The organism is Labrys sp. LIt4 (genome assembly GCF_017813775.1).
Taxonomy (GTDB): Bacteria; Pseudomonadota; Alphaproteobacteria; order Rhizobiales; family Labraceae; genus Labrys; species Labrys okinawensis_A.
The window spans coordinates 128,821-149,195 of record NZ_JAGIPY010000011.1 but is presented as its reverse complement, the minus strand read 5'-3'; the positions used below and the strand labels follow the sequence as shown (position 1 = coordinate 149,195).

The window sequence follows — 20,375 nt, the reverse complement described above, 5'->3', positions numbered from 1 at the left end:
CTTTTGCGTCGGGGCGCAAGGCGGGCCGGAGGACTTCCGGTCTTCATGGCGCCTGGTCGTGGCAAGGATATGGAGCCGACATGCAGGTCCCGCCCGACGGAAACCGGCGGACTTCGGCGCTCGAATTCTTTCCGGCTGGCCCGGGCGCGCGCGCCGTTACCCTGGCGACGGCCCATAATAACCTGCGGGGATTGCAATCGCAGAATAACCGAATAAACGATAGTTGGCTGCCGCCAGTGAAATTTCTTCACTTTGCCGCTATAGTCGCCACTGTGGCGAACTGTCGCACCAAAGGAGGCGATGGGTCTTCGATCACTTGACCGTAACGTCAGCAACGGATTGGCCTCCAATCCGTTGCTGACGTTACGGTCTGGAGGGAGTGGGGGTCTCGCGCCGACTTGGCGAGATGCTTTCCCTTCGCCCGGACCGAAGTCCCTTTGCTCGAACCAAGGATAGGTGAGTCCGTATTATGGTTGCCCCTGAATTTCCCGATCGTTCACTCCTTCTCGTCGACGACGACAAGGCGTTCCTGCAGCGTTTGGGCCGAGCCATGGAAGCCAGGGGCTACACCGTCACCACGGCCGACACGGTCGCCGAGGGACTGGCGCAGGTGGAAGGCTCGCCGCCCGCCTTTGCCGTGATCGACATGAAGCTCACCGACGGTTCCGGGCTCGACGTGATTTCGCGCCTGAAGGTCAAGCGGCCCGATGCGCGCGGCATCATCCTCACGGGCTACGGCAACATCGCCACCGCCGTCACCGCGGTGAAGCTCGGTGCCTTCGATTATATCGCTAAGCCGGCGGATGCCGACGACATCCATGCCGCCTTGATGGCCGATCCCAGCCACAAACCCGAACTGCCCGAGAACCCGATGTCCGCCGACAGGGTGCGTTGGGAGCATATCCAGCGCGTCTATGAGCTTTGCGGCCGCAACGTCTCCGAGACCGCCCGGCGCCTCGCCATGCACCGGCGCACGTTGCAGCGCATCCTGGCCAAGCGCGCGCCACGGTAGTTCGGCGCCGCCGACCTCTCTGCTCCTTACGGATTCGTCCGTGGATATACGGATCGATCTGGCTCGACCTTTGTCATTGCCGGGCCTGACCCGGCAATCTGGTCCCTACGCATGACATCGAAGACCAGGCACTGGATGCACGGGTCAAGCCCGGGCACGACAAAGGTAGTGTTTCAATTGTTTGCGGAGAGTGCATAAGAATCTTCTAAGCCCGGACCGATATTCCGCATGGGCGCAGAGCTTGCGCATCGCACTGCATCCGGCTAGCCCTTTGGCGAATCCTGGAGCAGGACGCGTTCAAGCAGAACGCTCCTCCGCTCCGGCTCTGAGGTTCGGCGCGTCTTTGCGGATCTTGCCGATCCCGGCACATCGCAAAACGCTTTGGGGAGTGAATCATGAAGACGAGAGCGGCTGTGGCATGGAAGGCGGGAGCGCCCCTGACGGTCGAGACCATCGAGATCGGCGGCCCCAAACCGGGTGAGGTGCTGGTCGAGATCATGGCCACCGGCGTGTGCCATACCGATGCCTACACCCTGTCGGGCGCCGATCCGGAAGGCCTGTTCCCGGCCATTCTCGGCCATGAGGGCGCAGGCATCGTGCGCGAGGTCGGCGCCGGCGTCACTTCGCTGAAGCCGGGCGACCACGTCATTCCCCTCTACACGCCCGAATGCCGCCAGTGCAAAACCTGCCTGTCGCAGCGCTCGAACCTGTGCACGGCCATCCGCGCCACCCAGGGCAAGGGCGTGATGCCCGACGGCACCAGCCGCTTCGCCTGCGATGGCGGCGAGGTCTTCCACTATATGGGCTGCTCGACCTTCTCGAACTTCACGGTGCTGCCGGAGATCGCCCTCGCCAAGGTGCGCGAGGACGCGCCCTTCGACAAGATCTGCTATATCGGCTGCGGCGTCACCACCGGCATCGGCGCGGTGATCAATACGGCCAAGGTCTGGCCCGGCGCCAATGTCGTGGTGTTCGGCCTCGGCGGCATCGGCCTCAATGTGATCCAGGGCGCCCGCATGGTCGGCGCCGACAAGATCGTCGGCGTCGATCTCAATCCGGCCAAGGTCGAGATGGCCAAGAAGTTCGGCATGACGCATTTCGTCAATCCGGCGGAAGTCGGCCATGACAAGGTGGTGCAGGCCATCGTCGACCTCACCGGCGGCGGCGCCGATTTCTCCTTCGAATGCATCGGCCTGCCGGTCACCATGCGCCAGGCCCTGGAATGCTGCCATCGCGGCTGGGGCGAATCGATCATCATCGGCGTGGCGGCCTCCGGCCAGGAAATCTCCACCCGTCCGTTCCAGCTCGTCACCGGACGCGTGTGGAAGGGCACCGCCTTCGGCGGCGCGCGCGGGCGCACCGACGTGCCGAAGATCGTCGACTGGTACATGGAAGGCAAGATCGAGATCGATAGCCTGATCACCCACACCATGCCGCTCGACGAGATCAACACCGCCTTCGACCTGATGCATGAAGGCAAGTCGATCCGCTCGGTGGTGACGTTCTAGCATAGCTTAGTGGGCGCTTGCGCTGCCCCTCACCCCTCGCACTTGCAAAGCAAGTGCGGACCTCTCCCCGTAAGAACGGGGCGAGGGTAAGGGTGAGGGGCTGCACGCCCCCCGTCGTTGAGAGCAATCACCTGATACGACTTCCCCCTTCCTGCGGGGCGCGGATTTTCCTTCTCCGCTTCATCTAACTTTACAAACGCCCGGACGGCGCGAAACCTCCTCCGGCTAGGCTTCGTCATCCCGCAATGCCCGGCACGGCCCTTGCCGTGCGGCACTGCCCTTGATGGAGACTGACATGAGTGAAAGCCCGAACGCTCCCGTTCCCGCACGCCGCTGGCCGCGCGTGCTGGTCCTCGGCGGCGCCATGGCGGCCGGCATCGCCCTCGGCGCCGGCGGTTTGGCCGCCGCCGCGGTGATGGGCGGCGGTGGCTGGCACCACGGCCCCCGGCTCGAACGCATCCAGAATTTCGTGCGCATGTCGCTGGATTCGGTCGCGGCCACCTCCGAGCAGGAGGCCAAGGTGCACGACATCATCGCCGCCGCCTATACTGACCTCGCCCCGAAACCCGAAGACAGGGCCGCCTTCCGCAAGCAGGCTGTCGATCTCCTGCGCGCGCCCACCATCGACAAGGCGGCGGTCGAGAAATTGCGCAGCGATTTCGTGGCCCGGACCGACGCCAAGTCCAAACGCTTCGTCGAGGCCGTGCTCTCGGTCGCCGACGTGCTGACGCCCGAGCAGCGTGCCAAGCTTGCCGACCGTGCCGATCTCTGGGCCCAGCGCGGTCCGATGATGGGTGGCCACCGTGGACACCATGACGGACATGGCCGCCCCAGACGGCCGGATGATGGCGGCCAGGACGGCGACAACGACGACAATTGAGGCCTCCTGGGGGCGGGGCACGTTTGGCGGCAAACGCTGCTTTGCTCCCCCTCGCTTCCAAGCCGATCCAACGGATGGGCTGGAGCGTTTTGCGATCGAGGACAATTCCATTAAATCGCAAAACGCTTTAAAATCGAGGCTCGATGACGGCCGCTCCCTCCGGGGAGCGGCCGAACGATTTATTCCTACACCGGAGCAGGCAGTGGCCGTGGAACGCATCCTGATCATCGACGACGACACCAGGCTCGCCGCCATGCTCGGCGATTATCTGGCGGCGGCCGGTTTCGACGTCGATCACAGGCCGTCCGGCACGGAAGGCCTCGGCGCCATCGAGCGCGATGGCTACGATGCCGTGGTGCTCGACATCATGCTGCCGGACTTCGACGGCTTCGAGGTCTGCCGGCGCCTGCGCATGCGCTCCAACATTCCCGTTGTGATGCTGACCGCGAGGGGCGACGATACCGACCGCATCGTCGGGCTCGAGATCGGGGCCGACGACTATCTGCCCAAGCCCTTCAACCCGCGCGAGCTGCTCGCCCGTCTGCGCGCCGTGCTGCGCCGCCGCGCGGCGCCGGCCGAACTCGACAACCAGACCCTGCGCTTCGGACGTCTCACCATCGACCGCGGCTCGCGCAGCGCCCGAATCGACGGCGAGGAACGCCCCCTCACCAGCCATCAATTCGATCTGCTTCTGGCGCTGGCCGACAATGCCGGCCGGGTGCTGAACCGCGAAAGGCTGATGGATCTGGTGAAGGGCGAGGAGCTCGACGTGTTCGACCGGTCGATCGACGTCCATATCTCCCGCATCCGCGCCGCCATCGAGGACGATGCCAAGCATCCGCGCCGTATTCTCACCGTGCGGGGTACGGGCTATGTCTTCGCCAAGCGGCAAGATGCGGACTAAGGCGTTTTCCAGAACGGCGACAGACGTCTCGATCAAGAAAACGCGCCAGACAAAGAGTTATGCGGAAAGTGCGCTTCGGGGAAATCGCACTTTGCTCCAGGAGGCCGAGGGCAAGCGCCCATGCTGATGTTCTTTCGCAAGCGTCTGTTCTGGCAGGTCTACCTCACTTTGCTCGCCTGTCTCGTCGTGCTGGCGCTGCTGGTCGGCTCGCTCTGGCGCATGGCGGGCGATACGGCCGGCGAACGCTGGGGGGCCCTGCGTGTCCGGCTGACCGACGAGCTGGTGCGCTTCCAGGAACGCACGCCGGAGGACCTGCCCACCGAGATCCGCAAGCTCAGCGAGGAAATGGGCGCTTCGATCTCCGTCTACAGCAAGGAACGCGTGCTGATCGCCTCGCGCGGTTTTCCCATCGCCCTGCCGGCCGGTGACGACGACGTGCCCCAGCGCTGGCTGGACCATGTCGTGCGTGTCGACCTGCCGGGCGGACGCACCGTGCTCGCGCAGCTGCCGCGGCCGCCGAAGCCGGGCCTGCGCGTCCTGCTGCTGGCCCTCCTGGTCGCCGGCGGCGTCGGCATCGCGGCCTGGCCGGCGACGGCGCGGCTGACGCGCCGCCTCGAAACGCTGCGTGCCGGGGTCGAAAGCTGGGGCAGCGGCGCCCTGAGCCGGCGCGTGGCGGAACAGGGAACCGACGAGGTCGCCATGGTGGCTCGCAGCTTCAACGGCGCCGCCAGCCGGATCGAGGCCCTGGTCAATTCCCAGAAGGCGCTGCTCGCCAATGCCAGCCACGAATTGCGCTCGCCGCTGGCACGGCTGCGCATGGCGGTGGAAATCGGCGCGGACAAGCCCAGCGCGGCGGTGCGCGAGGAGATCAACCGCGACCTGCAGGAGATCGACCAGCTGGTGGAGGAAATCCTGCTCGCCAGCCGGCTCGATTATGCCGCCGCCACGCCGCTCGAAGGAGCACCGGTCGACCTCCTGGGCCTGGCGGCCGAAGAGGCTGCCCGCACCGGGGCCGCCGCCGATGGAGAGCCGGTGGAAATCCGCGGCGATGCCACGCTGCTGCGGCGGCTGATGCGCAATCTCCTGGAGAATGCCGGCAAGCACGGCAAGCCGCCGGTGGAAATCACCATCGCCAGCGACCAGGGGCAGGCCCGCATCGAAGTGTGCGACCGCGGCCCCGGCATTGCCGAGAAAGAGCGGGAGCATCTGTTCGAGCCTTTCTACCGGCCCGTCGGCCGCAGCGAGACCGCCGGCGGCTGGGGCCTCGGCCTGGCGCTGGTGCGCCAGATCGCCGGGCGCCACCGGGGCTCGGTACGCTGCGAAAGCCGCGAAGGCGGCGGCAGCCGCTTCGTGGTGGAACTGCCGCTGGCGTGAAGGTGGAATGCTCTGAGACGCGAGCCAGCCGCGTGGAGCCGCCCCTCACCCTTACCCTCTCCCCGTAAACGGGGCGAGGGGGCTTCGACCGCCCGTTTTATGCTGAGGGCATATCATCTCGCGCAACGGTCGGGCGAGACATCGGCTTTTGACAATATGCCGCGACGCCCGCGCCTCCCCTCGCCCCGTTTACGGGGAGAGGGTAAGGGTGAGGGGCTACGCGAGTTATCCGACAAACGACCTGTACGCGCAGCCCCTCACGCATGCGCCTGGGTGCCGAGGCGCCGGGCCAGGAAATCGGCTGCCTTCATGGCGCCTTCCGGCGAAATGGTGTGGTCGAGGCCAGGCTCGATGAAAAGCTCCGTGTCGACGCCTGCTCGCTCGAGGCGCTCGGCAGCCGCCTGGCTTTCGCGCGCAGGAATGATCCTGTCGTCCTCGCCATGAACGAGCAAAACCGCGCTTCCGGCCGCCGGCGCCAGCGGCTCCGGAGTCGCCAGCCTGGCGGAAAGGGCAACGACCGCCAGCGGCCAGCGGCCGGAGGCAAGCGCGTCGAGCGCCATGATCCCGCCCTGCGAGAAGCCCGCCAGAGCCACGCGACCGGGCGCTTGCGAAAAGCCGTGCCCATCGATCACATCCCGCAAGGTTGCGTCGAAGGCCGGGCGCGCCGCGACAACGCGCCCGCCGCGGTTCTGCGCAGTCACGCCGGCGACGCTGAACCACTGGTGTCCCCTGCCGGCATCGGAGGCGAAGGGCGCGTCCGGCGCGGCCAGCACGGCGCCCGGCAGCATCTCGCGCCAGATGTCACCCAGATGCATGAGGTCGCCGCCATTGCTGCCCACGCCATGCAGGAGGATGATCAGGCTGTCCCTCATGCCGCCTTGGCCTCGACGGCGGCGAGGCCCGGCAGATCGGGGCCGACAGGCACGATGCCATTGGGGTTGAGCGCCTTGATCGAATAATAGCCGCGCTTGATGTGATCGATGCTGACGGTGTCGCGAATGCCGGGGACGGCCAGCACGGCGCGCAGATAGGCCGAGAGCGCCGGATAGTCGGCCAGTCGCCTGAGATTGCATTTGAACAGGCCGTGATAGGCGGCATCGAAGCGCACCAGCGTCACGAACAGGCGGATATCGGCCTCCGTCAGGCGGGCGCCGAACAGGAAGGGGCCGCCGGCGGTGAGGCGCCGCTCCAGCCGGTCCAGCATGGCGAAGATCCCCCAGAAGGCCTCTTCATAGGCTTCCTGCGTGGTGGCGAAGCCGGCGCGATAGACGCCGTTGTTGAGGCTGGGATAGATCGCCTCGTTCAGGGCGTCGATCTCCGAGCGCAGATTCCCGGGATAGAGATCGATCTCGCCCCGGGCGAGCGCGCCGAACCCGTCATTGAACATGCGCAGGATGTCGGCGGACTCGTTGTTGACGATGGTGCCGCGCTGCTTGTCCCACAGCACCGGCACGGTGGCGCGGCCGGTATAGGTGGGATCGGCGCGGGTGTAGATCTCATGCATATAGGTGGCGCCGTTCACCGTGTCGGGCGTGGCGCCGGGATAGGTGCCGAAGCGCCAGCCCTGCTCGGTGGTGGCCGGCTCGACCACGCTGACGGAGATGACGTCATCGAGGCCCTTGAGTTTGCGCCCGATCAGGGTGCGCGAGGCCCAGGGGCAGATCAGCGCGACATAGAGATGATAGCGCCCCGCCTCGGCCTTGAAGCCGGCCTCGCCCGTGGGCCCGGCGCCGCCGTCGGGCGTGACCCAGTTGCGGAATTTCGAGGCCTGGCGCACGAAGCCGCCCTGCTTGTCGGTCGCCTGCACCGGATGCCAGTCGGCGCTCCATTTTCCGTTGACCAGCATGACTCAGCCTTTGCGGGTGACTACGGAGAACGAGGTTCCCCAGGGATCGTGCAGGGCGAAACCGCCCGCCTTTTCCCTGATGGCAACGCCGGCAGCCTGCACCCGGTTCCGCAGGGCGGCAAGGATCTCTTCATCGGCTGCGATCATCTCCACCTCGGCCAAGCCCGTCGAGGGGAAAGCGCGCTCGCCCGCCCCGCGGCTGTTCCAGATATTGGCGGCGAGATGATGGTGATAACCGCCCGTCGCAAAGAAGCTGGCGCCGGGATAGCGCGCGGTGAGATCGAAACCGAGTACGCCGCCGAAAAAGGCATCCGCCGGCTCGATGGCTCCGACCTGGAGATGCACATGGCCGACGATGCCGCCGGCAGGATAGCCCTGCCAGCGTGTCGTGCCGGCTTCGGCAATCACGTCCTGCACGTCCAGGCGTTCGGTCGACATGGCCACCGTGCCGCCGTCGACGGTCCAGGCGCTGCGCGGGCGGTCGGCATAGACCTCGATGCCGTTGCCTTCGGGATCGGACAGATAGATCGCCTCGCTGACCAGGTGATCCGAAGCACCCTGGAGCGGCAGCCGCGTCTCGACGACATGTTTGAGCCAGCGGCCGAGATCGGCCCGGCTGGGCAACAGGAAGGCCGTATGGAACAGGCCGGCCTCGCGGGGCGAACGCCGCCGGGCCTGTGGGTCGTGGCGCAGTTCCAGCAGGACCGCGTCGCCGGCTCCGAGCCGGCGCAGGCCCGCCTCCGACGACAGGGGCTGCAGGCCGATCGCCTGTTCATAGAAGCGGCTGGCGGCATCGAGGTCGTGCACGGTCAGGCTGACCGTGCCGATGCTGAGGGGTGCGTCACTGGCTGACATGGCATCCTCCTGACGAGGGTGGGTTGACGCGAGGGGTACCGCGTCAGCTGGCGGCGCCGCGCGACGGGGTCGGCCGCAGCGCCAGGGCGCCGTCGCCGATCAAGGCAAGCGCGAGCAGGCCGACGATCCACAGCGCCAGATATTCCCAGCCGCCGTTGGGATTGGTGAAGAAGAACCCGGCCGGGCCGTGCACAGTGGCGATGGCGCCCGCCAGGACGGGAATCAGGGCCAGGGCGGCGAGGCGCGGCCAGACGCCGAGAATGAGCGCGAGGGCCCCGATGACCTCCCAGGCGATGGTCACATAAGCGAGCGCTGGCGGCAAGCCGAGCGATGCGAAGAACTGGGCGGTGCCGGCCGGCGTGAACACGAAGATCTTCAGCCCGGCATGGGCCAGGAAGAGGATGCCGAGCGCCAGGCGCAGCAGGAGGGCGGCATAGGGAGCAGTGCGGGTGTCGAACATGATCGTCTCCGGGGGATAGGATTGCTGCCCGCACACTGCACCATTTCCACCACGGAGATTATCCCGGTACCAGACAGAATATTCCTTCCATATCGGAATTTATATCGAGATCCATGAAGGCTGACCGTCATTGCGCTGAAGCGAAGTAATCCATGGGCATTAGACTCTCCACCTTTAAGCCGCTGGATTGCTTCGCTTCAGCGCGCAATGACGGAGATGGTGCGTCGAACTTTACGCGGATCGGTTTCAGGACCACCCCTGCTCCCAGGGAGGCCTGCCGCGGTAGCGTTCTGCCAGGAAGTCGACGAGGACGCGGATCTTGGTCGCCAGATGGCGGCCGGGCGGATAGAGGGCGTAGGCGCCGAGCGGCCTGTGCTCGAAGCTGCGCAGCAGGGGCTTGAGGCGACCCGCCTGCAGCGCTTCACCGGCCAGGAAGCTCGGGCCACAGGCAATGCCGAGCCCGGCTTCCGCCGCCTTGAAACTGGCCTCTCCGTTCGAGAATTGCAGCCGCCCCCTGACCGCCACCTGCAGCAGCGCGCCATCGGCCTGGAAGCGCCAGCTCAGCGGGTCGCTGAAATTGGTATCGATGATGCATTCGTGCCGCGTCAGCTCCAGCGGATGCAGAGGCTCGCCATGGGCAGCGAGATAGGCGGGCGCCGCCGCTGTCACGATGCGGGTCTCGCAGAGCTTGCGGGCGATCAGGCTGGAATCGCCGGGATTGCCGATGCGGATCGCCATGTCGAAACCTTCATCGACCAGGCTGACCACGCGGTCGGTGAAACCGACATCGAGCTGAATGTCGGGATAGAGCTTGGCGAAGGCGACGAAGGCCGGCGCCAGATGCATGGTGCCGAAGCTGAGGGGCACGGAGAGCTTGATGCGCCCGGCCGCCAGGCCCGAGGCACTGCGGACGGAAGCGTCGAGGGCATCGAATTCCTCCAGGACGGCCTTGATGCGTTCGTAATAGGCACGGCCGATCTCGGTCGGCGACAGGGCCCGCGTGGTGCGCTTGAGCAGTTGCACGCCCAGATCGGCTTCCAGCCGCGACACCAGCTTGGAAGCCTGGCCGGAGCTGGTACCGAGCCGCGCCGCCGCATGGGAGAAGCTGCCGGCCTCCAGCACTGCCACGAACATGCGATCGCATTCGAGCCGTTCCATGCATTGCTTCCGGTCTGGAGCGAATATAGTCAGAATTTACAGAAACCGCTCGAAGATGGAAGAAATGGCCGTCGAACGCAACAATTTCAACTGGGAAAGCGCGAGGGTTGGTTGGTCATGCCCGGGCTTGTCCCCGGCATGACAAAGGTCGAGCTGTTTCAGATTGGGGGTGAGGGATTCAAGCCCCTTCCACCTCCTCGACATCCACGCCGACCCAGAGCCCGATGAAGGCGGAGGGCGTGCCGATGAAGGAGCCCGATATCGGTATGGCCTGGTGCGGCTCCCGCACGGCGGCGATGCGAATCAGCCGGTCGGACGCCACCAGTCCGTTGGTGGGGTCGAACTCGATCCAGCCGATATCGGGCAGATAGACGTCGGCCCAGGCATGGGTTGCTCCCGCTCCCTGCAGCACGGGCGCTCCGGTCTCCGGCGGCGGATCGAACAAATAGCCGGAGACGAAGCGCGCGCCGAAGCCGAGCAGCCGGGCCGCGGCGATGAACAGGGCCGCGAAGTCGCGGCAGGCGCCGCTGCGGTTCGCGAAGGTGAAGGCCGGGTCCTGGGTCGACTGCTCGAAACGCGTGACATAGGCAAACTCGCCATGGATCTCCTGGCACAGGCCGGTGAGCAGATCCCGTGCCCCGCCCGGATGGCGCCTGGGGGCGCCGGCGATCCAGAGCCTGAGATCGTCGGGATAGTCGGCGGCCGAGGCGAGCATGGCGGCACCGAGATCGATGGTCTCGTCGGCCGAATAGGTCACGGGAAAGGGTGCCTCCCCGCCGGTCAAATGGGCGGTCGGCACGGCCGAGGCGAAGCGCTCGATCTCGAGCCGGCTCTCGATCGACAATTCGCTGGCCTGCCCGGTGAACACGCCTGTACAGACCTCGTTGCCGAACACATCATAGGTCCAGACGAATTCGGCCGGCAGCGAGGTGGTGAGGGTGGCCGAGATCAGCCGCATCTCGTGGCTGTCGCGCGGGCGCAGCATCATGCGGTGCGGCCCAAAGCTGACCGATTCGGCATAGCGATAGGTCGTGCGATGGCTGACGATCAGGCGTTTCAAGGCACGAACTCCCTTCAGGCAGCAGATTCGTTCCGGTCCGGATGGACGATACGAAAAAATAGGGTAAGACCGAACGAGCCGGCGACTGGGAAACTCTTGCCGGGCGATCGAGTTTCATGATCTGGCGAATTCGCCGCGAATCATAAAGACACTCGAGCCAATCCGTTGGATTGGCTTGGAAACAAGGAGTGACGATGGCAGGGCCGCCGGGCATCAGGGCACGATCGCAGGGTTTCGCCGATATTTTCGACCGCTCCACCGGGGGCGCCCTTACACCGCTCAACGTGGTGATCGAGCGCGTGCTGAGCCCGGTTCGGGCGATGATCGAGGGGCGCGAGACCCTGATGTTCGGTACCAACTCCTATCTCGGCCTCAATTTCGATCCCGCCTGCATCGAGGCCGCCGGCGCCGCGCTGGCGAGCTTCGGCACCGGCTCCACCGCCTCGCGCGTCGCCAGCGGCAATCAGGCCCTGCATGTCGAGCTCGAAAAGGCCATCGCCGAGCTCTATGGCCGGCGCGACGCCGTGGTGTTCTCCACCGGCTTCATGGCCAATCTCGGCGCGATCGGCGGGCTGGTGCGCGAGGGCGACGCCGCGGTTCTCGATGCCCACTGCCATGCCTCGATCTTCGATGCCTGCAGGCTCTCGGGCGCGAAGATCCTCACCTTCAAGCACAATGACGCCGCCGATCTCGCCCGGGTCATTGCGGAAAGCGGCATCGCGGCCAGCCGCACGCTCGTCATCGTCGAGGGCCTCTACAGCGTGCTCGGCGATGTCGCCAGCCTTGAGGCGATCAGCACCGTGACCTCGCAAACCGGCGCCGTGCTGCTGGTCGACGAGGCCCATTCGCTCGGGCTCTACGGCGCCAGAGGGCGCGGCGTCGCCGAAGCCCAGGGCGTGGAGGACAAGGTCGACGTGATCGTCGGCACCTTCTCCAAGAGCGTCGGCGTGGTCGGCGGCTATTGCGTCACCAGCGATCCGGCCTTTCGGACCCTGCGCTTTGCCGCGCGCAGCTATCTCTACACCGCTTCCCTGCCGCCGCCGGTGGTGGCCGCCGCGCGGCAGGCGCTGTCGATCATCGCGGGCGACAGCGAGCGCCGCGCCGCCGTGTCCGCCCATGCCGAGACGCTGCATCGCGGCCTGACCGGCCTCGGCCTGCCGCCTTTGGCCCCGCCCGGCCCGGTCGGCGCCGTGCGCATGCCGGGCATCAAGGCCGGGCTGGATACCTGGACCGCCCTGCTCCGCGCCGGGCTCTACGTCAACATGCTGATCCCGCCGGCCACGCCCAATGGCGAGGTGGTGCTGCGCTATTCGGTCTCCGCCGCCCACGGCGCCGCCGATATCGAGGCCGCCCTCGACATCATCGCCGCGGCCGGCCGCCAGACCGGCGTGCTCAGGCCGGCGGCTTAGCGCACGGCGTGTTCGCCCCATGAATCAGCCCGACCGGGCGGCCAGCCCCGACGCGTCTCCCCCGCCGTCCCCTTCGGCGGATCGCAAGCTTCCCGCCGGCATCTGGGCGCTCGGCTTCGTCTCCATGCTGATGGACGTCTCCTCGGAGATGATCCATGCCCTGCTGCCGGTCTATATGGTCGCCGTCCTCGGCACCTCCACCTTAGCCGTCGGCATCATCGAGGGCATTGCCGAGGCGACGGCCTCGATCACCAAGGTGTTTTCGGGTGCGCTCAGCGACTGGCTCGGCAAGCGCAAGCTCCTGGCGGCGATCGGCTACGGCCTCGCCGCCTGCACCAAGCCGATATTCCCGCTCGCCGCCTCGCTCGACTGGCTCGTAGCCGCCCGTTTCATCGACAGGCTCGGCAAGGGCATCCGCGGGGCGCCGCGCGATGCGCTGGTCGCCGATCTCGCGCCGCCGCATCTGCGCGGGGCGGCCTTCGGCCTCAGGCAATCCCTCGACACCATCGGGGCTTTCGCCGGCCCGCTCATCGCCATCGGCCTGATGTGGCTGACGGCGGACCATTTCCAGGCCGTGTTCTGGATCGCCGTCATCCCGGCCTTCGCCGCCGTCGCCCTGATCCTGGTCTTCGTCGAGGAACCGCCGCGGCCGCAGGCGCTCCGGCGCGTGCGCATGCCGCTCCGCCGCGACGAGCTCGCCCGCCTGGGCGCGACCTATTGGTGGGTCGTGGCGGTCGCGGCGGTCTTCACCCTGGCCCGTTTTTCCGAAGCCTTCCTGATCCTGAAGGCCCAGTCGATCGGCCTGCCCCTCGCCCTGGTCCCCGTCGTGCTGGTGGTGATGAGCCTGACCTATTCGCTCTCGGCCTATCCCGTCGGCATCCTGGCCGACCGCATGGACCGCGTCCTCCTGCTCATCCTCGGCCTCGTCCTGCTGATCGTCGCCGATATCGTGCTCGCCCTCGCCCCCGGTATCATCGGTGTCGGCATCGGCGTGGCGCTGTGGGGCCTGCATATGGGCTTCACCCAGGGGCTGCTCGCCGCCCTGATCGCCACGGCGGCCCCGGCCGAGCTGCGCGGGACGGCCTTCGGCGTCTACAATCTCGTCACCGGCCTCGCCTTGCTGGCGGCAAGCGTGCTGGCGGGCCTGCTCTGGGACATGACCGGGCCGGGCGGCACCTTCTTCGCCGGCGCCGGCTTCTCCGCCCTCGCCATGGCCGGCCTGTTCGGGATCCGGGGGCGGCTCAGAGCGCCCTGAGGCACGAACTCAAACCACCTTCGGCGCCGGGGTGGACTTGGGGGTGCGCACGAATTCGCTGCGCTTCCTGAAGATCACTTCGCGCTGGGCCGGCCCTATCGCCGCGCCGATCCGGAAGAGATCGCGGGAAACCTGCACGAATTCGCGCACGAAGTCGGAAAGACGGGTTTGCCCGGGCCGCAGCGACAGATTGCCGGCCCTGAGAAACACGAAGAGGGCGATATAGCCGATCAGGAGCTGGCCGACGAGGATGCCGGCCAGTTCCCAGCGCAGCGGCGCTCCGAGCACGATCGCGCCGATGCCGGCCGGCAAGGCCACGGCCCAGGCCAGGCCCGACCACCACACCCCCAGATGCATCGCCGCCTTCAGGCGATCGGCGAGCGAGAGCGAACCGTCGGCGAGGATCGGGCAGAGCAGGCGCAGCATCACCTCGCCGAAGCCCTTGGTCCAGCGCTGCTGTTGAACCATCCAGGCCTTCATCGTCTCCGGGAGCTCGCCGGGCACCGGCACGCTCATCAGGAAGGAGCCGCGCCGGCCGATGCGCCAGGCCCGGTAGGACAAATCGAGATCCTCGGCGAGCGTGCCGCCGCGCCAGCCGCCCGCCGCCTCGATGGCCTCGCGGCGCCAGACGCCGCAGGTGCCGTTGAACGGCAGGGGATGGCCGGCCCAGCAGCGCGTGCCCTGTTCGATGGCGAGATGCGCGTCGAGCAGCACCGCCTGGGTGCGCGTCAGCGGATTGGCGTCCCGGTTCATGTAATCGAAACGGGCCTGGATGAAGGCAAGCTGCGGATCCGCCAGCAGGCAGGTCATGGTCTTCTTGAGGAAGTCGGGATCGGGGACGTAATCGACGTCGAGAATGGCGAAAAAGCCGTGCGGCGTCAGCGTCATGGCATTGGCGAGCGCGCCGGCCTTGTACTCGCTGCGATCCTTGCGATGGATCAGCACCACGTCGAAGCCCTGTGCCCGGCGCCGCGCCACCTCCTCATTGGCGAAGATGGTGGAACCGTCGGTGGAATCGTCGAGGATCTGGATATGCAGGCGCTCGCGCGGCCAGTCGAGGGCGGTGGCGGCATCGAGCGCACGGGCAACCATGGCGCCTTCGTTATAGGTGGGGATCTGCACCACCACATCCGGCAGTTCGGCTTCGGTGGGCAGGCCATGCGCCAGCAGTCGGCGCTCGGCCTCCATGCCGGCCTTGCGCAGGCGCCAATGCTTGAAGACGAGATAGAAGGTCGCCAGGGTCGAGCCGAAGGTGACCGTCCAGCCGAACAACGATACCACGGCCAATATCACCGCCAGCCAGCCGGCGATCGCCCAGAAACTCTCCCACAAACCCGTCAAACTCCGTCTCTCAGCCCCACACTCGCTTACAGCCTGTCATCGGTCACCACGCTTGGGCGTGCGCACGAAATCGTGTCGGCCCGCAAAGGGAGCGGCGATCACACCCACCGAATTGGCCAAAGCCAAAAAGATGAGCAGGACCGGAATTGCGATCAGGGTTGCCCCGTAGCGGAAGATACCACCCCGGCGCAAGCGCAGAAATGGCGGCAGGGTGATGAGGATGGCGGAAGTCGCGGCATAAAGGGCGGCGGCCGCCGCCAGAAGGGCATGCCCGCTGCCGAAGCCGCGCAGCAGGCCGTCGAGCACGAAGGCGCCGGCCGCCAGCACGAGGCAGGGCAGGCCGAGCTGCAGGCCGAGCAGCAGGCTGGTGCCGAACTTGGCACCCAGGGTCCACTTGGAGCCCCAGACGAGCGGCAGCCCCTTGCGCGCGACCTGGACGAAGCCGGTCGACCAGCGCGCCTGCTGCACGCGCCAGCTGGCAAGGTCGGCCGGCGCTTCGCAACTCAGTGGCGCCTCCAGCACGAGCTGGCCGTGCCAGCTGGCGGCATAGGTTCGCAAGGTCAGGTCGAGATCCTCGGCCAGCGTATCGGCGGACCAGCCGCCGGCCGCCTCGATGGCGGCACGGCGCCAGACCGCGCCGGTGCCGTTGAACTGGAACATGTCGCCGCCGGCCTGCCGGCCGGCCTGCTCGGCGAGGAAATGCGTGTCGACCGAGAATTGCTGGCCCGAGGTCATCCAGTTCTGGTCGCGATTGCCGAATTCGAAGCGGAACTGCACGAAGGCGGCCCGCCGATCGGCGGCCAACACCGCCGCTGCCTGCCGCAGCCAATCGGAAGGCGCCCTGAAATCGGCATCGAGGATGGCGATCAGCGGGGCATCGCAGCGCCTCATGCCTTCGGCGAGGGCGCCGGCCTTGAAGCCGTCCCGGCTCGGACGCCTGACCTGCTGCACCACCGGGCCGCCGGGCGGCAGCCGGGCGATGGCGGCGGCGGCAAGGGCAGCTGTCTCGTCGGTGGAATCGTCGAGGAGCTGGATGGTCAGCCGGTCGGCCGGCCAGTCGAGAGCCAGGGCCGAAGCCAGCGCGCCCTCGACGGAGCCGGCCTCGTTGTAGACGGGGATCTGCAGGAGGATAGGCACGGGCTCGGCGTGCTGCCGCATCGGGGGCGTCCGGTAGCGGCGGGCGCGCCAGGCAAGGCGCAGATGCTGGCCGAGCAGGACGACAAGGAAAAGGCCGGCGACAAGGCCGATCGCATCGATGACGAGCAGCATCAGCCCCGCCCCGCCAGCGCGATCGTGGCCGTGCCCCAGGAAAGGCGCCGCGCCAGCAAGGCGTTCAGCCACAGCGCCGGCATCATCGCCTCCCTGGCGAGCACGGCGAGCGGCATGGCCGGGGAAAGCGGCCAGCCCTTGCGCCAGGCGAGCCAGCATTCGGCCGCGGGCCAGATCAGCAGCGTGAGCAGGAGGAGCGGCATACCGGGCAGGCCGAGGAAGGCGGCACCGGCAAGCGCCGCGAGGCAGGCGGCAGGCAGGCCGATCAGAGGCTCGGCGGCAAAGGCCAGAGGCTCTTCGAGCCGCCGGCAGATCGCCCAGCGCAGATGCCGCCGCCAGATCTCGGCGGGCCGGCGGGCGCCGAGGTCCTGGTCGACGGTCGCGCCGGCGAAGACCGGGCGCAGGCCCCTGTTCCTCAGGAGCTTTGCCAAGGCGTGGTCGTCGGCAACGGCGTCGAGGATCGCCCGCAGGCCGCCGGCGGCCGCGAGATCGCCGCGCCGCAGCAGCATGGCCGCGCCGATGCCGGCCCCGCCCCCGAGCGCGGAGAGCGCCAGCAGCAGCCGCCCGCCATAGGTGTTGACGAGGCTGGCCTCCAGCATGGCCGCAAAATTGCCGGGCGCCCGCGCCACCGGCACGGCACAGACCAGCCCGACGCCCGGCACCAGGCTCGCCATCATCGCGGTCGGAGCGCTGGGCGGCAGAATGGTGGCGGCATCCTTGATCAGCAGGAGGTCATGGGCCGCCGCCTCGACCGGCTCGATCAGATTGGCGATCTTCGGATTGGCGCCGGGAATGGGCGTGGTGAAGAGCAGCGAGGCGCGCAACCGCTCCATACCCTCCCCTGGAGAGGGAGGATAGGAGGCCGCCCCGCATCCTGCTTCACGGCTCACCGAGAAAAGGATCTCGAGGCCAGGGTGATCCAGATCACCGAGCCGGCGGTTCGCCTCGTTCTGTGCTTCATCGGCGCGCCGGAGCGGCACCAGCACGGAAAAGGGCTCTTGCGTCCGGGAACCGGCACGGCGGGCGGCGAGCGCCGGCTGGATCGAGGCAAGCAGGGCCGAGCCGAGGAGCAGGAGGATGAGGCCGGCCCACCACAGGGCGGCCAGGCCCGTGAGCAAGGTCATGGCCCGCCCACCTCCTTTTCGTGCGTCAGCGGCACATCGACACCGGGGCGATCGAGCAGCCAGTCGCCGAAACGGGCGGGCATCAAAGTGAGCAGGCGCATCCCGGCATAGAGGATGAAGGGGAAGGCGATCACCGGCTTGCCGCGGTCGAGCCCGCGACGGATGATGCCGGCGGCCCTCGCGGCGCTGATCTTCAGGGGTTGCGGTGCGACCAGATCCCGGTTGAGCGGTGTGGTGACGAAGCCGGGCGCGACCAGGCTGACCGCGATGCCTTCCCGCCTCAGCGCCGGCCGGATACCTTCGGCATAGGCATGAACCGCAGCCTTGGCCATGGAATAGGCCGGCGAGGAGGGAAAGCCGCGCAGGCCGGCGAGTGAGCCGACCAGGGCGACATGGCCGCGGCGACGGGGACGCATGGCCTCGAGAGCCGGCTCGATGGTGTTGACGGCCCCCATCAGGTCGACGGCGAGCACGGCGCGCATCGCCTCGCCGGGATCGAGCGGCCGAAGAGCACTGGTGCCCGAGACGATGCCGGCGCAGGCGATGGCCAGGTCGATCGGCGTCTCGCCGTCCCGGGCCGCGATCCAGCCGGCAAGCGCCTGGCGATCGCGGACATCGATCCGGCCGGCGACGACCGTGGCGCCACGGGCCCGGCAGAGCCCGGCAATGTCCGCCAGCCGCGCCTCATCCCGACCGACGAGAAGAAGACAATGTTCGCGCGCGGCATATTCGAGGGCGAGGGCCCTGCCAATGCCGCTGCTGGCTCCGGTGATCAGCACGGTCCGGCGGCTCATCACCCACCCTCCATCGCGCGCGACAAGGTCGCTTCAGCCATGCAGGCGAGCACGCCGTTCCCCGTCTTGACGAAGAGGCGCAGCACGGCCGGCCCGCCGTCTTCGTGGCGCTTGACCGTCCGCCCTGATATCTCGACGCTCGCCCCGACGGGCACCGGGGCCATGAAGCGGGTCGACAGGCCGGCGATGGTCGCCTCGGGCAGAAAGCGCCGCACCGCCTCGTGCAGATAGGCAACCAGCAGCATGCCGTGCACTGGCGCGGCCTGGAGGCCGATGGTGCGGGCAATGGCCGCGCTGACATGCAGCGGATTGGTATCACCGGAGGCGCGGGCGAACGCCTCGACCGTGGCCGGGCCGATCGGGCCGATGACGAGGGGCGGCATCACGGCACTCATTGCGCCAGCTCCGGCTGGAACAACCGATAGGTCGCGGCGAAATCGGCGATGACCTCGCCATCCGAGCCTTCGATATGCGCCTCGATCTGCACATCGTCGGGCAGGGCGGCATCCGCCTGGCGGGTGATCACGAAGCGGATCTCCTCGCCGATGCGCAAAGCGCGCCGATAGCTGAAACGCTGGGCGATCAGCACGGGAATGAGATGCTCCTCGCCGGCAAGATCCTCGAAGGCAGCCTTGGCGGCCGGGTGCCACAGCCAGATCGCCGGGAAGGTCGCGGGAACCTCGTCGCCGTCACGCGCCATTCCTTCGCCCGTCATGCCGTCGAAGGCAGTCGCCTCGCGATAGCGCCGCACGGCATCCGCCTCGACCCGGGCGGCGATGGGTCCGATCCGCAGAGGCGGCGGCGCGCTCATGCCTGTCCGACGATCAGCACCGCATTGATGCCGCCAAATGCGAAGGAATTCGTCATGGCATGGCGCATCGTCACCGCCCTCTTCTGCCCTGGCACGCAATCAAGATCGCATCGGGGATCGGGCGTTGTCCAGTTGAGGGTCGGTGGCACCACGCCTTCGCGCAGGGCCATCACCGTGATCGCCAGCTCGATGGCGCCGCCCGCGCCCAGGGCGTGGCCATGCACCGGCTTGGTGGAAGAGACGGGCAGGCCGGGCAGATGCCCGCCGAAAACAGCGGCAAGAGCGGCGGCTTCGGTGGCGTCGTTGGCGAGCGTGCCGGTGCCATGGGCGTTGACATAGCCGATCGCCTCCGGCTCCAGACCGGCATCCTCGAGGGCCTGGCGCATGGCCGAGGCCGCGCCGCCGGCATCCGGGCGCACAATGTCGCCGGCATCGCTGGACGTGCCGTAGCCGCACAGTTCGGCCAGCGGCGCCGCCCCCCTGGACCGGGCACTCTCCTCGCTCTCCAGCACGAATATCGCGGCGCCTTCCCCGAGTACCATGCCGTTGCGGTCCTTGGAGAAGGGACGGCAGGCATTGGGCGAGAGCACGCGCAGGGCTTCCCAGCCCTTCATCCCCGAGGCGGTGATGCAGGCCTCGGCTCCGCCGACCACGGCCCGGTCGACCAGGCCGGCGCGGATGAAATGGGCGCCGAGGCCGATGGCCTGCGTGCCGGAGGCGCAGGCGCTGGCCACCGCAAAGGACGGGCCCCGCGCGCCATGGCGGGCACTCAGCTGCGAAGCGGCACCATTCGGCATCAGGCGCGGCACGCTCCAGGGATCGAGGCGCTGGCCGGTGACATAGGCGTTGTGGATGCCGATCTCGATGGTCTCACCCCCGCCGATGCCGGTGCCGACGATGGTGGCCGTGCGTTCGCCCTGCCGGTCGCCGCGGGCAAAGCCGGCCTGGGCCAGGGCCTCGTCGCCGGCGACGATGGCGAGCTGGGTGAAACGGTCGCAAAAGGCCAGCACGTCGGGCTCGATATGGGCGGCCGGGTCGAAACCGCGCAACTGGCCGGCGATGCGGATATTGTGGCGCAGTTCCCGTGCCACCTCGAGTGGGCCGATGGCGCTCCGGCCCTCGCGGGCGGCCTCCCACAGCGCCGGCACGCCCAGCCCCGCCGCCGTCGCCGCTCCCATGCCGGTAATGTAGACGCGTGTTCTACTCAAACCAGAGCCCGTTCCAGAGCGTTTTCCAGAGAAGCCGACAGACTTTTCGACTAGGAAAACGCGTCAAAACAAAGAGTTAAACAGAAAGTCCGATTCGGGAAAATCGC

20 protein-coding genes are annotated in these 20,375 nt (G+C 67.7%); 7 read left to right on the top strand and 13 right to left on the bottom strand.

Going from position 1 to position 20,375, the window contains the following annotated elements:
* Positions 1-469 precede the first annotated feature (469 nt).
* The 5 genes from J8I29_RS20420 (at position 470) to J8I29_RS20400 (ending at position 5,678) form a co-directional block, all read left to right on the top strand.
* Positions 470-1,012 carry an ActR/PrrA/RegA family redox response regulator transcription factor gene (locus J8I29_RS20420; RefSeq protein ID WP_068290777.1) on the top strand — a complete coding sequence of 181 codons (543 nt, stop codon included), beginning with the start codon at positions 470-472 and terminating at the stop codon, positions 1,010-1,012.
* A 395-nt stretch (positions 1,013-1,407) separates the two neighbouring features.
* Positions 1,408-2,520 (top strand): S-(hydroxymethyl)glutathione dehydrogenase/class III alcohol dehydrogenase, encoded by a 1,113-nt coding sequence (locus J8I29_RS20415; RefSeq protein ID WP_105863313.1) that lies wholly within the window; start codon positions 1,408-1,410, stop codon positions 2,518-2,520.
* A gap of 295 nt (positions 2,521-2,815) precedes the next feature.
* Positions 2,816-3,400: a Spy/CpxP family protein refolding chaperone gene (locus tag J8I29_RS20410; RefSeq protein ID WP_209433052.1), complete on the top strand. Its 585-nt coding sequence runs from the start codon at positions 2,816-2,818 to the stop codon at positions 3,398-3,400.
* Between the two features lie 202 nt (positions 3,401-3,602).
* On the top strand, positions 3,603-4,304 hold the full coding sequence (locus tag J8I29_RS20405) for a response regulator transcription factor (protein WP_281062576.1): 702 nt from the start codon (positions 3,603-3,605) through the stop codon (positions 4,302-4,304).
* 120 nt (positions 4,305-4,424) lie between these two features.
* Positions 4,425-5,678, top strand: coding sequence for a HAMP domain-containing sensor histidine kinase (locus J8I29_RS20400; RefSeq protein ID WP_209433051.1), 1,254 nt, complete (start codon positions 4,425-4,427; stop codon positions 5,676-5,678).
* A 257-nt stretch (positions 5,679-5,935) separates the two neighbouring features.
* On the opposite strand, the gene J8I29_RS20395 is transcribed toward J8I29_RS20400, so the two are convergent.
* The 6 genes from J8I29_RS20395 to J8I29_RS20370 form a co-directional block, all read right to left on the bottom strand.
* The gene (locus J8I29_RS20395) at positions 5,936-6,550 is read right to left on the bottom strand and encodes a prolyl oligopeptidase family serine peptidase (protein ID WP_105863316.1); all 615 of its coding nucleotides are present in this window, start codon (positions 6,548-6,550) and stop codon (positions 5,936-5,938) included.
* Positions 6,547-7,524, bottom strand: coding sequence for a glutathione S-transferase family protein (locus tag J8I29_RS20390; protein WP_209433050.1), 978 nt, complete (start codon positions 7,522-7,524; stop codon positions 6,547-6,549). Before J8I29_RS20390 ends, J8I29_RS20395 begins: the two co-directional genes overlap by 4 nt.
* A 3-nt stretch (positions 7,525-7,527) precedes the next feature.
* Positions 7,528-8,379, bottom strand: a complete 852-nt coding sequence (locus tag J8I29_RS20385; RefSeq protein WP_209433049.1) for a VOC family protein — start codon at positions 8,377-8,379, stop codon at positions 7,528-7,530.
* A gap of 43 nt (positions 8,380-8,422) precedes the next feature.
* On the bottom strand, positions 8,423-8,839 hold the full coding sequence (locus tag J8I29_RS20380) for a DoxX family protein (protein WP_105863642.1): 417 nt from the start codon (positions 8,837-8,839) through the stop codon (positions 8,423-8,425).
* Between the two features lie 246 nt (positions 8,840-9,085).
* Positions 9,086-9,997 (bottom strand): LysR family transcriptional regulator, encoded by a 912-nt coding sequence (locus J8I29_RS20375; RefSeq protein WP_209433048.1) that lies wholly within the window; start codon positions 9,995-9,997, stop codon positions 9,086-9,088.
* A gap of 178 nt (positions 9,998-10,175) precedes the next feature.
* Positions 10,176-11,057 (bottom strand): transglutaminase family protein, encoded by an 882-nt coding sequence (locus J8I29_RS20370; RefSeq protein ID WP_209433047.1) that lies wholly within the window; start codon positions 11,055-11,057, stop codon positions 10,176-10,178.
* A 194-nt stretch (positions 11,058-11,251) separates the two neighbouring features.
* Between J8I29_RS20370 and J8I29_RS20365 the strand changes: the two genes are divergently transcribed.
* The gene (locus tag J8I29_RS20365; RefSeq protein ID WP_209433046.1) at positions 11,252-12,466 is read left to right on the top strand and encodes an aminotransferase class I/II-fold pyridoxal phosphate-dependent enzyme; all 1,215 of its coding nucleotides are present in this window, start codon (positions 11,252-11,254) and stop codon (positions 12,464-12,466) included.
* A 19-nt stretch (positions 12,467-12,485) separates the two neighbouring features.
* Positions 12,486-13,721 (top strand): MFS transporter, encoded by a 1,236-nt coding sequence (locus tag J8I29_RS20360; protein WP_245197184.1) that lies wholly within the window; start codon positions 12,486-12,488, stop codon positions 13,719-13,721.
* A gap of 9 nt (positions 13,722-13,730) precedes the next feature.
* On the opposite strand, the gene J8I29_RS20355 is transcribed toward J8I29_RS20360, so the two are convergent.
* The 7 genes from J8I29_RS20355 to J8I29_RS20325 are packed head-to-tail and all read right to left on the bottom strand — an operon-like array spanning position 13,731 to position 20,268.
* Positions 13,731-15,062 carry a glycosyltransferase family 2 protein gene (locus tag J8I29_RS20355; RefSeq protein ID WP_209433045.1) on the bottom strand — a complete coding sequence of 444 codons (1,332 nt, stop codon included), beginning with the start codon at positions 15,060-15,062 and terminating at the stop codon, positions 13,731-13,733.
* A gap of 36 nt (positions 15,063-15,098) precedes the next feature.
* Positions 15,099-16,403: a glycosyltransferase gene (locus tag J8I29_RS20350; protein WP_209433044.1), complete on the bottom strand. Its 1,305-nt coding sequence runs from the start codon at positions 16,401-16,403 to the stop codon at positions 15,099-15,101.
* Positions 16,331-17,455: a glycosyltransferase gene (locus J8I29_RS20345; protein ID WP_209433043.1), complete on the bottom strand. Its 1,125-nt coding sequence runs from the start codon at positions 17,453-17,455 to the stop codon at positions 16,331-16,333. The genes J8I29_RS20350 and J8I29_RS20345 overlap by 73 nt, the downstream gene beginning before the upstream one ends.
* Positions 17,452-18,249: an SDR family NAD(P)-dependent oxidoreductase gene (locus J8I29_RS20340; protein ID WP_209433042.1), complete on the bottom strand. Its 798-nt coding sequence runs from the start codon at positions 18,247-18,249 to the stop codon at positions 17,452-17,454. The genes J8I29_RS20345 and J8I29_RS20340 overlap by 4 nt, the downstream gene beginning before the upstream one ends.
* Positions 18,249-18,644: a MaoC family dehydratase gene (locus tag J8I29_RS20335; RefSeq protein WP_209433041.1), complete on the bottom strand. Its 396-nt coding sequence runs from the start codon at positions 18,642-18,644 to the stop codon at positions 18,249-18,251. Before J8I29_RS20335 ends, J8I29_RS20340 begins: the two co-directional genes overlap by 1 nt.
* Positions 18,641-19,060: a hypothetical protein gene (locus J8I29_RS20330; RefSeq protein ID WP_105863328.1), complete on the bottom strand. Its 420-nt coding sequence runs from the start codon at positions 19,058-19,060 to the stop codon at positions 18,641-18,643. Before J8I29_RS20330 ends, J8I29_RS20335 begins: the two co-directional genes overlap by 4 nt.
* Entirely contained in the window at positions 19,057-20,268 is a 1,212-nt protein-coding gene (locus J8I29_RS20325; RefSeq protein WP_280870896.1) for a beta-ketoacyl-[acyl-carrier-protein] synthase family protein, read from the bottom strand. Before J8I29_RS20325 ends, J8I29_RS20330 begins: the two co-directional genes overlap by 4 nt.
* Positions 20,269-20,375 lie beyond the last annotated feature (107 nt).